Origin of the sequence: Cypionkella sp. (assembly GCF_028290025.1) — a bacterium.
Classification (GTDB): Bacteria; Pseudomonadota; Alphaproteobacteria; order Rhodobacterales; family Rhodobacteraceae; genus Cypionkella.
On the sequence record NZ_JAQGKQ010000045.1, the window covers coordinates 52,944 to 66,840 of the forward strand.

General features: G+C 59.6%; 15 protein-coding genes. 8 read left to right on the plus strand and 7 right to left on the minus strand.

All coding sequences use genetic code 11. The annotated features are described in order from the left end of the window. Positions 1-167 precede the first annotated feature (167 nt). Together JWS10_RS05965 and gndA are read left to right on the plus strand one after the other, a co-directional pair. Positions 168-1,061, plus strand: coding sequence for an SMP-30/gluconolactonase/LRE family protein (locus tag JWS10_RS05965; protein ID WP_299505495.1), 894 nt, complete (start codon positions 168-170; stop codon positions 1,059-1,061). Further along, positions 1,058-2,467, plus strand: a complete 1,410-nt coding sequence (gene gndA / locus JWS10_RS05970) for an NADP-dependent phosphogluconate dehydrogenase (protein WP_299505496.1) — start codon at positions 1,058-1,060, stop codon at positions 2,465-2,467. The genes JWS10_RS05965 and gndA overlap by 4 nt, the downstream gene beginning before the upstream one ends. On the opposite strand, the gene JWS10_RS05975 is transcribed toward gndA, so the two are convergent. The 5 genes from JWS10_RS05975 to choX form a co-directional block, all read right to left on the minus strand. Continuing rightward, the gene (locus JWS10_RS05975; RefSeq protein ID WP_299505497.1) at positions 2,464-3,408 is read right to left on the minus strand and encodes a biotin-dependent carboxyltransferase family protein; all 945 of its coding nucleotides are present in this window, start codon (positions 3,406-3,408) and stop codon (positions 2,464-2,466) included. The two genes, gndA and JWS10_RS05975, sit on opposite strands and share 4 nt — an antisense overlap. After that, entirely contained in the window at positions 3,405-4,085 is a 681-nt protein-coding gene (locus tag JWS10_RS05980; protein ID WP_299505498.1) for an allophanate hydrolase subunit 1, read from the minus strand. Before JWS10_RS05980 ends, JWS10_RS05975 begins: the two co-directional genes overlap by 4 nt. Before the next feature lie 3 nt (positions 4,086-4,088). After that, on the minus strand, positions 4,089-4,847 hold the full coding sequence (locus JWS10_RS05985; RefSeq protein WP_299505500.1) for a 5-oxoprolinase subunit PxpA: 759 nt from the start codon (positions 4,845-4,847) through the stop codon (positions 4,089-4,091). 63 nt (positions 4,848-4,910) lie between these two features. After that, positions 4,911-5,924: an alcohol dehydrogenase catalytic domain-containing protein gene (locus JWS10_RS05990; RefSeq protein WP_299505501.1), complete on the minus strand. Its 1,014-nt coding sequence runs from the start codon at positions 5,922-5,924 to the stop codon at positions 4,911-4,913. After that, positions 5,925-6,854: a choline ABC transporter substrate-binding protein gene (choX, locus tag JWS10_RS05995; protein WP_299478153.1), complete on the minus strand. Its 930-nt coding sequence runs from the start codon at positions 6,852-6,854 to the stop codon at positions 5,925-5,927. A gap of 103 nt (positions 6,855-6,957) precedes the next feature. On the opposite strand from choX, the gene betI reads away from it, so the two are divergent. Further along, positions 6,958-7,593 carry a transcriptional regulator BetI gene (gene betI, locus JWS10_RS06000; protein ID WP_299505503.1) on the plus strand — a complete coding sequence of 212 codons (636 nt, stop codon included), beginning with the start codon at positions 6,958-6,960 and terminating at the stop codon, positions 7,591-7,593. 56 nt (positions 7,594-7,649) lie between these two features. Here betI and JWS10_RS06005 read toward each other — a convergent pair whose 3' ends face one another. Then, entirely contained in the window at positions 7,650-8,450 is an 801-nt protein-coding gene (locus JWS10_RS06005; RefSeq protein WP_299505504.1) for a hypothetical protein, read from the minus strand. 52 nt (positions 8,451-8,502) lie between these two features. Beyond that, complete coding sequence (locus JWS10_RS06010) at positions 8,503-9,243, minus strand: hypothetical protein (RefSeq protein WP_299505506.1); 741 nt, start codon at positions 9,241-9,243, stop codon at positions 8,503-8,505. Positions 9,244-9,582: 339 nt separating this feature from the next. Between JWS10_RS06010 and JWS10_RS06015 the strand changes: the two genes are divergently transcribed. The 5 genes from JWS10_RS06015 to JWS10_RS06035 all read left to right on the plus strand — a co-directional run. Then, entirely contained in the window at positions 9,583-10,785 is a 1,203-nt protein-coding gene (locus JWS10_RS06015) for a GAF domain-containing sensor histidine kinase (protein ID WP_299505507.1), read from the plus strand. Between the two features lie 96 nt (positions 10,786-10,881). Then, a complete protein-coding gene (locus tag JWS10_RS06020) occupies positions 10,882-11,544 on the plus strand; it encodes a 4'-phosphopantetheinyl transferase (protein ID WP_299505508.1) in 663 nt (220 codons plus the stop codon). Between the two features lie 244 nt (positions 11,545-11,788). Then, a complete protein-coding gene (locus tag JWS10_RS06025; protein ID WP_299505509.1) occupies positions 11,789-12,421 on the plus strand; it encodes a hypothetical protein in 633 nt (210 codons plus the stop codon). Next, positions 12,418-12,819 carry a phage holin family protein gene (locus tag JWS10_RS06030; protein WP_299475746.1) on the plus strand — a complete coding sequence of 134 codons (402 nt, stop codon included), beginning with the start codon at positions 12,418-12,420 and terminating at the stop codon, positions 12,817-12,819. Before JWS10_RS06025 ends, JWS10_RS06030 begins: the two co-directional genes overlap by 4 nt. Then, a partial coding sequence (locus tag JWS10_RS06035) for a DUF3618 domain-containing protein (protein ID WP_299505511.1) occupies positions 12,809-13,897 on the plus strand: 1,089 nt, incomplete at its 3' end. The genes JWS10_RS06030 and JWS10_RS06035, both read left to right, overlap by 11 nt.

Consider the following 13,897-nt stretch of genomic DNA (forward strand, 5'->3'; position numbering starts at 1 on the left):
CAAGACCCCCGCTGCAACTTGCCCGGTATTGCGGATTTTCGCAACCAACGCCTATTCGGCTAGATTGGCGGGCATCCACCGCGCACGGGTCCGGTATGCAACAGGATACCTTTCGGTTTGACCTTGCGCTATGATATCGCTCACATTGTGTGAGGGGAGGCCGTGCCGTGTCATTTTTTGAAATCCATGACCCCGCATTTGGCCGCTTCGTGCTGGGCAACGCGCCAGTTAAACAGTTGGCGAGCGGGTTTGATTGGGTGGAAGGTCCGGTGTGGTTTGGCGATGCCGGATGCCTGCTGTTTTCTGATATCCCCAACAATAGGATCCTGCGCTACACGCCCGGAGCGGGGATTTCGACCTACCGTGCGCCGTCGAATTACGCCAACGGCCATACCCGAGATCGGCAGGGGCGCTTGGTCTCGTGCGAGCACGGAACGCGGCGTGTGACCCGAACGGAATTGGACGGCGCGATCACGGTTATCGCTGACAGTTATCAGGGGAAGCTTTTGAATTCGCCGAATGATGTGGTGGTAAAGTCGGATGGCTCAATCTGGTTTACCGATCCGCACTATGGCATCGGCTCAAATTACGAAGGCTTTGCCGCAGAGCAAGAGCTGCCGTGTTACGTTTACCGTGTTGATCCCGATGGCACGATTGAGGCAGTGCTGATCGACTTCAATTGCCCGAACGGCTTGGCCTTTAGCCCGGATGAGTCGGTGCTATACGTTGCTGACACTGGACGCATGTATCATGACGACCCGCACCATATCCGCAGTTTTTCCATGGCTTCGGGCAGACCGCAACAGAGCCGGATGTTCCACAGCATCAGCACGGGCAAAGCTGACGGAATTCGCTGTGACACCGAGGGCAATCTGTGGTCGTCAGCTGGCGACGGCGTGCATTGCATTGCACCTGACGGTCATCTGATGGGCAAAATCCTCGTGCCCGAAAGAGTCTCCAACATCTGCTTTGGTGGGCGGGCCAAGCACCAGCTTTTCATCACCGCCACAACCAGCCTATACGCTATCACCTTGAACCGCGTCGGAGTGCAGACACCATGACCCAATCGCAAATTGGCCTGATCGGCCTTGGCACAATGGGGGCAATGCTTGCCCTGAACATCGCAGAAAAGGGCTTTCCGATTGCGGTGTGGAACCGCACAGCTTCGGTAACGCATGTTTTTAAGGCTGAAGCGGGGGTGTTGGCCGATAAGATAACCCCGTGTGAGACTTTGGCCGATCTGGTCGCTGCGATTGCCAAACCGCGCGCGATCATTTTGTTGGTGCCGGCGGGCGCTCCGGTGGACGAGATGATCGCCGATCTGACGCCGCTGTTGGACCGTGATGATCTGATCATCGATGCAGGCAATGCGTTGTTCCACGATACCGATCGGCGCTCTGCCGCGGCGGCTCTCAGTGGGCCGCATTTCCTTGGCATTGGCGTGTCGGGCGGGGCAGAGGGTGCGCGGCATGGCCCGGCGATCATGGGCGGCGGTTTGCGCAGTGACTGGGATCGGGTCGCACCCGTGCTGAACGCGATTGCGGCAAAATATAAGGGCGAGCCTTGCGCCGACTACATGGGGCCAGCCGGGGCGGGGCATTTCGTTAAAGCCGTGCATAACGGCATCGAATACGCCGACATGCAGATGATCGCCGAGGTTTACGGCGTGATGCGGGATGGTTTGGGCATGGATGCGGCGGCGATTGCCGAGACGTTTAAGGCATGGAACCAAGGCCCGCTGCAATCTTATCTGATTGAGATTTCGGGCGAAGTTGCGTCGGCGACCGATACTTATTCCGGCAAACCGATGCTGGATATGATCTTGGACCGCGCCGGTCAAAAAGGCACGGGCCGCTGGACGGTGATTGAGGCGCAGCATTTGGCCGCGACCATTCCGGCGATTGAGGCGGCAGTGATGGCGCGTAACCTGTCGTCGCGGCTAGAGGAGCGTCTGGCGGGTGAGGCGGTGTTTGGTGCCGCTCCGAAAGCGACTGCCGATGTGACGTTGGCGCAGTTGGAACAAGCGATGATTGCGGGTAAAATCCTGTGCTATGCGCAGGGCTTTGCCTTGATTTCGGCCGCTTCTAAGCAGTTTAGCTGGCCAATGCCGCTGCCGGATATCGCGCGGGTTTGGCGCGAGGGCTGTATCATTAGGTCGTCGATGCTGAACGATATGGCGACGGCTTTAACCGATGATCCTAGCCGCAATCTGATGCTGGCACCGTTCTTTGCCGACCATCTGAAAGCGACCCACGGCGCTTTAAGGCAAGTGATTGCGGCAGGGGCGTTGAGTGGTTTACCGCTACCGGCTTTGGCCTCGGGTCTGGCATGGTTTGACATGATGCGGACCGGGCGTTCGACCGCCAACATGATCCAAGCCCAGCGCGATTTCTTCGGAGCACACGGGTTTGAGCGGGTGGACGGTATCGCCGACAGCCACGGGCCCTGGGCTGGGCACGGCATCTAGCGCTGTCGGATCCGATCCTCAAACGCGGCAAAGCGGGATGCTCTTTGCCGCGTTGTTTCGATGGCCTGTTGTGGTGGGATGGTTTGGAAAGCCACGGCGTCGCGTGGGCGGCATTGGACAAAGCTGTCGAGGTCATAGGAGATAACCGTGGCGATCTTCGGATAGCCCCCGGTGGTTTGGTGATCTGACAGCAGCACTGTGGCGGTGCCATCGCCGGAAACTTGCACCGAACCGCGCAGGATGGGTTCGGACGGAATCGAAAGGGCCTCCACGGGAACCAAGGCGGGGCCGCGCAGGCGTAGGCCCATGCGGTCGAAAGCGTCGGTCATCTCGAAGCGCGCAGTGGTGAACGTGGTGAGAGTTTCCGCGTCAAAAAAACGGTCTTGCGGACCGAGGGTGCAGCGCAGCACATGGCGTGGGCGCGCCCAGACCGGGCAGGAAATCCGGCCTTCGCGGTCAGGGCGGGTTTGCGCGTTGGTGATGGTCAGGCTTTGGCCAGTGGTCAGCTTGCCGCCGCCGAAACCGGACGAGCCGTGGGTGGCGCCGCTGCCCAACCATTGCTTCGCCTGTAGGTTGCCTGCGAAGGCGAGGTAGGTCCAACTGCCCCAAGGGCCGGGGCGAATGGTGAGGGTTTCGCCTGCTTTCAGGGTGAAGATGTTCCACGTGCCGAGAGTGCGATTGGGGGTTTCTGCGATGAAGCCACCGCCTGCTAGGGCTAAGGTGACGGCTCCGCTCAAGCATTGAAGTGTCAGGCCACCGAGGGATACTTCGATGCCGGGATGATCGGCGGTGTTGCCGAGCGCAGCATTTGCCAGACGGAAACTACTGCGGTCCATCGGGCCAGAGGCGGGCACACCGTAGCGCATCAAGCCGGGGCGACCGGCGTCTTGGATGGTGACATGCGGGCCTGCGAAGCTGACGCTGAGCGTGGCGTCGGTCATAGCGCCGCCTCGTATTCCGCGGGGCTAATGCGGCGAAAGCGCACCTTGTCCCCGACATCGAACAGAAACGGGCGGGCGGGGTTTTGGGTTAGGATTGGTGTGGGGGAGCGACCAATGATCCACCATCCGGTCGGCATCACCAGCGTGGTCACAAGGCATTGCGCGCCTGCGATCATCACGGAACCTGCGGGGATATTGCGCACGGGCGCAGGCTTGCGGTCTAGCCGGATCGCTTCGGGCACACCGCCGAGATAGGCGTAGCCGGGCGCAAAGCCATACATGAACACCGCATAATCGCCGGAAAGATGTGCGTTTATAACGGCTTCCGGTGAAAGGCCGGTTTGCTGCGCCACAGCGTTTAGGTCGGGCGAGCCTTCGTAGCATACTAGCACCTCACGCTCGGCGCTGGGCTTGTGGACTTTGGGCTGGGCGCTGAGCAGGCTGCGCAGATGGTCGATGACTGCGGGATGATCGGTGGTCAGCGGATCGAACTCAACCAACAGGTTGACGAAGGCGGGCACGGCTTCGCGGAAACCCAGGCAGGGATTGGCAACTAATGCTTTATCCATCCGCAACACGGCATCATGCGCGGCTTGGTCCAAGGAAATGCCAAACTCGACCAGCACGGCGCGCTCGGCGATGGCGCGGAAAATCGGGACGCTGGGGGTCGGTGTCATGGGTTACAGGAACGCGGCGATGGTGACGCCCGCAGCGCCAAGGCGGTTGCGGATTTGGCGGGCCATTTCGACCGCGCCGGGGCTATCGCCATGCACGCAGATCGACTGGGCGGCGAGGCGGATTGGATCGCCGCCGACTGTTGGCATCAGGCCAGAGTCGAGGAACGACAGCAAGCGCGCGACGGCCGCAATCGGGTCATGGATCATCGCGCCGGGTTGGGATCTCGGAACGAGGCGACCTTGAGGCGTATAGCCACGGTCTGCGAAAATCTCGGAAAACACGGTGATACCAGCGGCGCGGGCGGCATGTTCCAACTCGGTGCCGGAAATTGCGAGCACGGCCAGATCGGGTGAAATCGCTTTTATCGCCACCGCAATCGCATCGGCTACCGCACCATCATCGCCGGCGAGATTGCCGAGCGCGCCGTGGGGCTTGACGTAAGCCACGCGGGTTCCTGCCAGCAATGCCATCGCCTGCAAGCTGCCGATCTGCGCGGCAACCATGCGACCGATCTCTGGCGGGGCCATCGGAATGATGCGGCGACCAAAGCCCAGCGGGTCGTTATAGCCGGGGTGCGCACCAATACTGACGCCGTTTTGCGCCGCTAAAAGCAGGGTTTGATACATCGTCTCGGGGTCGCTGGCATGGCCGCCGCAGGCGATATTGGCACTGCTGACCAGCTTTAGCATCGCCGCATCATCGCCCATCGCCCAAGGGCCGTAGCCTTCGCCGAGGTCAGAGTTCAGGTCGATACGCGTCATACCAGTCTCCACATCAGCCGCATTGGTGGCGAGGATAGGATGACGGGGCGTTAAGCGCCAGTGTCAGAAGGCGATGGAAAACCGAGCCTTCGCGCAGCCTTGATCCAAAGCCATCAGCGCGTCGGAAGCGTCTTGCAAGCGGATCACTTCGACCGCGCTTTGCAGCGGGGCGTCGACGTGAAGCTGCATCAACGCGGCCATCTGCCTCCGCGTGCCGACGCTTGTGCCGGTCAGAGTGATGCCGGTCCAGGTCAGCCATTCTTGGCTGAGCGGCACGGGTTCTGCCACCATCGCTGCCGCAACGATCCTGCCCAAAGGCCGCGTCGCAGCCAGCATTGCGGGCCAAGTGCGAGTGGTTGGTGCGAAATTGATCGTTGCATGGGCGCGCTGAGACGATGGCCACGCCTCTGCCAACCCCGGCACCGCGAGTTCGGTGGCGCTTGCACCCATTTGCCGGGCGATTTCCAGCTTGGCAGGGTCGCTATCAACGGCGATCACCGTAGCACCCTTTCGCGCGGCAAGCTGGACGGCAAACATGCCCAGACCGCCGCAACCGAAAATCGCACAGGTTTCGCCATGCGCCAGCTTTGCACGCTCAATCGCGCCGTAAGCTGTCAACCCAGCGCACATTAGCGGTGCCAAAGCAGGGCCATCTCCGGCAGGAACCTTAACCGCAAAGGCGGCTTTCGCGACGACATATTCGGCAAAGGTGCCCGGCACGTTGAAGCCGTGCGCACGTTGAGCCGCGCAGAACGATTCCTCGCCCGCCAGACACAGATCGCAGGTGCCGCAGGTGTCATGCAGCCAAGCGGCACCCGCGCGCTCGCCCACAGCCCAGCCTTCGACGCCCTCGCCTAGGGCTGCGACTTCTCCGACCCCTTCGTGACCGAGAATGAACGGATCGGGATCAATGCCGGGACGGGTTTCGCCCTTCCAGATGTGCACGTCGGAATGGCAAACGCCGCTGGCTTCCAGGCGGATCAAAATCTCACCGGGGCCAGCCGCCGGCACCGGTAGTTCGACCAGCCGCAAGGGCTGGCCAAAGCCGTTCATTATAGCCGCACGCATCAGGGTCATTTACAGGCCCAGCGCGGCCTTCACCGCAGGCAAAGCGGGCTCGCCGTCAAAGGTGGTAACGTCTTTCAGCCATGCCTCAACCATTTCGGGATGCTTCGCCATCATAGCAGTGGCGGCGGCGGGAAACTCCATGCCTTCGCCCATCACCAATTGCATCCCGGCGTTTTCGTAGTCGATGTTGAACGCAAGCTGGCTGAAGAACTTGCCGACATTCGGGCAGGTGGCGGCGTAATCTTTGCGCGCGATGGTATAGACCGAAGCACCACCGAAATTCGGGCCGAATTCGGCATCGCCATCCGCGAGATAGTCGATCTGATAGACCACGTTCATCGGATGCGGCTGCCAGCCGAGGAACACAATCCAGTCCTTGCGTGCGACCGAGCGTTCAACTTCCGCCAGCATCCCGGCTTCCGAGCTTTCCACAATCGTCCAATCGCCCAAGCCATGCGCGTTTGCGGCGACCATATCCAGCAATGGCTGATTAGAGCCCGGTTCAATCGCGTAAATCTTCTTCTCAAACTTGTCCGCATGTGCCGCCAGGTCGTTGAAACTATGCACGCCTGCATCGGCAACGTATTTCGGCACGGCGAGGGTGTATTTCGCGCCCTCAAGATTCATCCCCAGGCGCTCAACCGAGCCATCGTCGAAGAACTTGGCGTATTGCACGTCTTGAAATGGCCGCCAGTTGCCTTGAAAAACGTCGATATCGCCGCGTTGCATCGACACCATTGTCACGTCGAGGCTGAGCAGCGTCTGCGTCGCCTGATAGCCCAGTGCGTTAAGAATAGTTTCGGCGGTGGCGTTGGTCAGGCCGATATCGGTCCAGCCAAGATCGGACATTCGCACCGCTTTACAGGCTTCGGGCTCGGCCGCTTGGGCGGCACCCGCTGCGATAGCTGTCATCAATAATCCCGCCAGAACCTTGCGCATGGTTATCCCCTTGTTTGCTAGTTTGAAGCCTGCGCAGGCAAAATTTATACGTCAACATAAATTTTTGTATGGGCGTTCAGTTTTCGACCTGCTAAGAAAAATGATGACTAAATTGAGCGTTCGCACCCGTATTGAAGATCTGCGTCGGCGAGAGTTGATCGAGGCGGCGCATCGTGTTTTTATGCAGCACGGGCTTGGCGGTATGACGACGAAGCGGATTTGCGAAGAAGCGGGGATGTCGGCCGGTATTTTGTCGTACTACTTCACCGGCAAGGACGATGTGTTGTTCGCCATGGTGCGGCTGAACAATCGCGTTTTGATGGAGGCGGTCTCGCGCGGTCTGGCGCGTGCTACGACGCGCTGGGATCGGTTGGAGGCAATCGTTGCAGGCAATTTTCCGCAACATATGTTTGAGCCTAACATTGCCCATGCTTGGTTGTCGGTATGTGCAGCGTCGGCTACCAACCCGCGCTACGCCCGCTTGCAACGCATATTTTACGCGCGGCTGCGCTCTAATCTCGCGTCGGCGTTTCTTGGGGTGTTGCCTGCCCAAAGGTTTGCGCAAATTGTGCTGACGGTCGGGGCGCTTATTGACGGGATTTGGCTGCGTCGTGCGACCGGAGAGACGTTGACGCCGCGAGCTTCTGCCGATTTGGTGCTGGCTGTGGTCAGCGCGCTGTTGAACGAAGGCGAGCGTCGGGAGTTAACGCGGGCCGCAGGAACAGCCGCCACATCATGACTTAAACGAAAAATGGAGCCGCATAGCGCGGCCCCATTCTGTGATCTAGCGGGTTATCAGAACGTCCGATTTATCGGATCAACCGGAGGCGTATCACGCAAACGCGTTTCGCGATCATCTGCGGTTTCGTTGTAGTCCCAGCCTTCGGCCTCATAACGCGCCCGACGATCCAGCAGTGAGGTGGTCGAAATACGATCTAGGGCTTTCTGCACGGTGGCGCGCTCGCTTTCTGGGAAGCGCACGCTGACTGCAACGTTGCCGCGACGGATGGCTTCTGAAAACACCGGAGCGTCTTCTTCGGACAGACCCAAGTCAACGATCGCACCAACCGCACCGCCAGCCAACGCTCCACCAGCGGCGCCAACGGCTGTAGCTGCAAACCAGCCCGCCGCAACCAGTGGCCCAACGCCGGGAATCGCAAGCAAGCCCAGACCGGTTAGAAGGCCGGCACCGCCGCCAATGGCTGCACCGATGCCCGCGCCTGTGGCGGTACCCGAAGCATTGGCGTCAGTGTCATACACATCCGGACGCCCGGTAACCGTATCGCGCGCCGGGACTGTGCCAAGAGTATCGCCGCCAAGACCGGCCCCGCCGAGACCAAGAGTGCCAGCGCCAAGAGCGCCTGTGCCTCCGGCGCCAAGAGTGCCCGTGCCTAGGGAGTCGCTGCCGAGGGTATCCGTTCCACCTGTTTCGCTGCCGAGGGTGTCTGTGCCCGAAACGTTGGTGTCGTAGTAATCGCGGATGCTCTCGTTGCCCAAGATCGAAACTTCGACCCCGGACAATCCGAGAGAATTGACTTCGTTAACGGCCTGTTGCGCCGTTTCGTAATCGTCGTAAACTCGGGTGGTGACTGACATGGTTTTCTCCAGTTGTCGATTTGTTGCTAGACGCGCATTTCGAGAAAAGCGCTTACATTTTCGGCGAGGTCACCACATTGCCCTTGTAATCAATGGCAACTGATACGGCAGCGCCGTTCACTTTGCCCTCACCGCGCCAGATACCTTGGTCGTCCAGCACCAAAGTGGAGACATCGGTGACATTCCAGGCAACTGCGCGGTCACGCGCTTGTTGTTCGGTAAAGCTGTTAGCGCCTTCAAACGGAGCACCTTGTTCCGGGGCATTTTCAGTCCACTCTTCGCTGCTGCACTGGCTCAAATATTCTTCTCTGCTGAGCCCGGTTTCTTGCAGTGTCATCGAGTCTACGCGCGAGCGTGCGTATTCGCGTGGGGCTTCGGTCTCGGAAAGAAATCCGTTCGCATCCGCGTCAAGCGTGATGAACTGCGCTTCGCAATCTGCGGGCGATGTCATGGTGTCAGCAGGAGCGGTCATCGTGTCGGCTGGTGCAGTTGTATCTGCCGGTACCGTCGGGTCAGTTGGTGCCAAGGTGTCTGCGGGCGCAGTTGTGGTTGACGGAGCCGTAGTATCGGCTGGCATAGTGGTATCTGCTGGGGCTGTGCCATCCGCCGGTGCGGTCGTCGAAGCTGCGGGCGGAGTTGTCGTCGCATCGGCGGGTGCTGCATTGTCGGCAGGCACGGTGGTTTCGGCTGGTGACGTTGTGTCTGCCGGAGCCGTGGTGGTTTGCGCAAAAGCACCAGCGCCAAGTGTCGCACTTAACAAAGTGCCGAGAATTGCGGTCTTATGTTTCAACATGATGGTACTCCTAAATTGGCAGCAAAGTAACCGTGGCGGCCACTGGCAGAGCAACGCGGGCGCGTGAGGCGGGTTCCAATTTCTGTAACGTCAAACAGCAAAAAGGCGCAAATCCGCCTATAGTGCCCGGATGGCGACTCTTTCAATTGGCCATTCAAATTGATAATCGGCAAATAGTCCTCGATTCGCGCATAAGCAGGTGTTGATTGCAATTCCCCACGTTTAAGTTGCAAAGGCGGACTAGGTCGTGTTCCGACGCATGTGAAATATTAGTTTAACAAAGGTAATGCTTAAGGTTATGGCGCAAATATACCGACGTTGGCAGATGAAGGATGGAAGATGACTGCATCTCCGCCGTCGCTCGCTAAACACGCCACGCATGTGGAGCGCGTTCAGCGGATATCACAGGTCGGTCTCATCCTTGATGTTTGCTGCCGGGTGACAGGAATGGGCTTTAGCGCCGTTGCCCGCGTCACCGATGATACCTGGCTGACCTGCGCGGCACTCGACAATGTCGGATTCGGGCTAAAGCCTGGGGATGAGCTGCCCTTGCAAACCACGATCTGCGATGAAATCCGCCAACACAAGCAGGTCGTGGTGTTTGACGATGCCGCGTTGGATGATAAATATAAAGACCATCACACTCCGCGCATATATGGCCTGCGCAGCTATATTTCGGTGCCAATTATCCAGACCGACGGCACTCTGTTCGGAACGCTTTGTGCAATTGATACCAATCCGCGTAAAATCAATACGCCAGAGACGATTGGTATGTTCAAATTGTTTGCAGAATTGATCGCCAGTCAGCTTTCAGCGCAAAGCGCGTCGGAAGAAACGGCGCGCGCTTTGATTGCAGAACGCGAAACTGCGCGACTGCGCGAGGAGTTCATCGCTGTGGTCGGCCATGATTTGCGCAACCCTGTAGCGGCAGTCTCGGCGGGTCTGCGTCTGCTAGAGCGTAACGTGCCGCAATCTGACGTGGTGCGCCGCGAGATGCGGAAATCTATCGCGCGGATGAGTTCGATTATCTCAAACCTAATGGATCTGGCGCGCGGCAGACTTGGCGGCGGCATCGCTGCGGCAAAGCAACCGGGCGTTATTCTGGATGATCTGATTAACGATGTCGTGACGGAGATCCGAGCGTTTTCGGATCAGGACATCATTGTGCGCTCTAAGGTGGACGCGCCTATCTTTTGCGATCCGCAACGCATCGGTCAACTGCTCTCTAACCTGATCGGCAACGCGGTGACGCACGGAACTGAGGGCTTCCCGGTGACGCTGGATGCCAATATCAGCCAAGAGGTTTTGACGATTACGGTGATCAACCAGGGTCGGCCGATTCCTGATGCGGTGCTGGAGGGACTGTTCCAGCCATTCCGGCGCGCCGAGGCGCATTCCTCAAGCGGTCTGGGATTGGGGCTTTATATCAGCTCCGAGATTGCACGCGGGCATGGCGGCACGCTTACCGCACGCTGCAATGGTGGCGAGATTGCGTTTACTTTCGCGATGCCACTTGGCGATGAGGGGTATATCCAAGCCTGACACCAGCGCCGCTGGCCGTGTGGCCGTCGCGATAAACGACGCGTATGCGAGCGCGCATCAATTGACCTCAATCGCGTTCCCCTGTTTGTTAGCGGCATGATTGCTGGCTCGCTTATCCTTGTTGCGCCTTTCGCAGAACCCGGCCTGATATGGCGCGAGTTGCGGTTTATTCCGGCTGACCTCAACGAAATGGCGACGTCAGAAGACCCGCTCGGCCCGGTTCGCGTTACGCTCGTACCTGACCTAGTAGAGGCTGTCGCAAAGCGGCGAACAGAGTTTTTGGCGGGACGGCTTTGTGCTGCGATGGCTTTGCGCTGGGCAAGTTTGCCAACCGAAGTGGCTCGGCAAGGCCGCGCGCCCGTCTGGCCTTCGGACATCGCAGGCGCTATCACCCATAGCGACAACCGCGCGATAGCGGTGATCTCGCGCCATCACGTAGGCTTGGGTGTCGATTGCGAAACCATGATATCGGCCGAACAGGCTGAAAATCTGCATCCGGAGATAATCACGCCAACCGAGGCGGCGTTGCGTCCTGCGCTGCTGCCTTTCTCCGACTTTCTGACACTGGCCTTTTCAGCGAAGGAGTCGCTTTATAAGGCTCTGTCATCGCGCTTGCTGCAGATGCCCGGCTTCCATGACGTCACGCTTGTAGGCATCACCGATGATCAAGTTCATTTGGCATTCGCCGGCACGACCTACCGCGCCCAATTCCGCATCACCGCGCAGGATTGTGTGACCTTGGTGGCGATCCGCGCCTGATCCTCAGAGCGTTGTTGCTCGTTGCCAAAGCTGCGAACCGAGCTGCCTGCGGGGCGGCTATTGTTCGCGCGGATTTCGGTGCTCTTTTGAAAAATCGCTTTTTTGGGTGCGGAACGGAATCGGGGGATCAAGGTTAGTTGAGCATGGCCATGAGCGGGTTTTGTCCGTTTTGGCAGCGCGCTGTGGCGGTGTCTGGTGGGCATTTGGCACGGGGCTATGTGCAATTTGAAGAAAGGAACAATCGATGACGCAGGAAGAGACAACGCCCTACGCTGGGCGCAGCGACGAGGCCACATCGATGGTTGGTAGCGTGGCGGCAGACCTACAAGCGGCAGCCTCCCGGACTTTTGACAACACCGTAGCCCAGGTCAAATCGCAGGCCAATGATGCGAAAGCCAGCGTTGCAAGCGAGGTTAGCGATGCGGCGTCGGCGCTGCGGCGCGCCTCGGAAGAAATGCGCGGTGGCTCGCCGCAAGAGCGCACTTTGGGCAAAATCGCCAGCAGCCTTGCGGACGCTTCGGATGCGTTGCGCGACAAGGATCTCGGCGAAATCTTGCAAGCTGCGAGCCGTGTTGCGCGAGAAAATCCGGTGTTGTTCTTGGGCGGTGCTGCCTTGCTGGGCTTTGCTGCCAGCCGTTTTGCCAAAGCTTCGTCTGGACAGCTAAGCCGTTTGGATTTCTCTCAGACGTCGCAAAGCAGCTACAGCGCGCAGGATCAAGACGGCTCGCAAATGCAAGACAGTTCGCAGTCGCAAGGCAGCTCGCAAACGCAAGGCAGTTCGCAGTCGCAAGGCGGGGCACAACGGCAAGGCGGGGCGTATGCGTTTGGCGGAAGTGTGGCTGACGACGGCTTGCAAGAAGGAGGTTTGCAGACGTGACACCTCCTGACACCGCAAAATCGGCAGGCGAGATGATGGCGGACATTATGGGAAATGTCAGCAATCTGGTGCGCAACGAGGTCGATCTGGCCCGCGCCGAAATCACCACAAGCCTCGGCAAGGCGGGCGGCGCTGTGGCGATGATGGCCGTGGCGCTTTTGGTGGCAATCACCGGGCTAAATGTGCTGGCCGCCGCCTTGGTTGCACTGGTGATTTGGGCGGGCGTACCGCCAACTTGGGCTGCAACCGTTGTGGGCATCGCCTTGCTGATAATCGCTTTCGCCCTGTTTTTGGGGGGCAAATCGGCCCTCACCCGGATCGACTTCATGCCGACCCGCGCGGCGCGCAACATCCAGCGCGACGCAACAACCATCAAGGAGGCGTATAATGACAAGTGACACCCGCACCGCTGATGAGATTGAGCGCGACATTGAGCAAGAGCGCGCCCGGTTGAGCGGCACGATCAATGACTTGCAGAAGAAGTTCTCTGTGGAGTCTATCGTCAGCGATCTTGGCGCAATGTTCAAAGGCTCGGGGATCAAAGGCGCAGGCAGCGACCTTGGCCGCTCGATCAGCCAGACCGTCGGGCGTAACCCGGCAGCGGTGGCGCTGGTCGGGGTTGGGCTTGCCTGGCTGATCATTGGGCAGACGAGCTCGGGGCAGGCATCTGGCCGTGATGGTGCTTTGTCCGGTTCTGACCGAGCCCGCCGCAACCGCGACGCCATCCCGACGGACAACTGGGATGAGTGGAACGATCAACGCGTCACCGCACAAGGCCGCGACACGTTCTCGCGCGATTCCAGCCGCAATTGGTTGGAGGGCGCGCAAGACAGCGATTGGCAGGCCGAAGATCGCGATGCTTCGACGCGGATGCACAACGATGCGGGGGGTGTTATGGGGTCAGTCCGCAGCGGCGCAGGCGCAGTGACGAGCGCGGTATCGCAAGCGACCGGAACCGTGCGCGATAAAGCGGCCGATCTCAAAGCCAGGCTTTTGTCGGGAACCGAAGGCTTTTCCGAAGAAGCCAAGGCCCGTGTGCTTGCAGCGCGGCAGCTCGCATATGATGCGCAAGCGTCTTCCAGTGCTGCTTTGAAGCGAGGCGGGCAGGTGGCGTTGGATCTGTTCAAGGATCAGCCGCTGGTCATGGGCGGTCTTGCCGTGGCGCTTGGTGCTGCGGTGGGCGGTGCCTTGCCGCGCAGTCGGTTTGAGGATGACACGCTTGGCGCCGAACGCGACCACCTGTTTGCCGAAGCGCAGCGGGTGTTTGCTGATGAGCAAGACAAGATCAAGAACGTGTTCACCGCAGCCGCAAGCGAAGCAAAACAGGTCTATGAGGATACCAAGTCTGAACTGTCGGATATGGTGCCAGACCGCAAAACCGCAGGCGACGAAATCGTAAACCGCCTCTCCGACGCCGCATCCCGCGTCGCAGAAGGTGCCAAAGACGAAGCCAAGCGCGTGGGCCTCGTCGGCGAT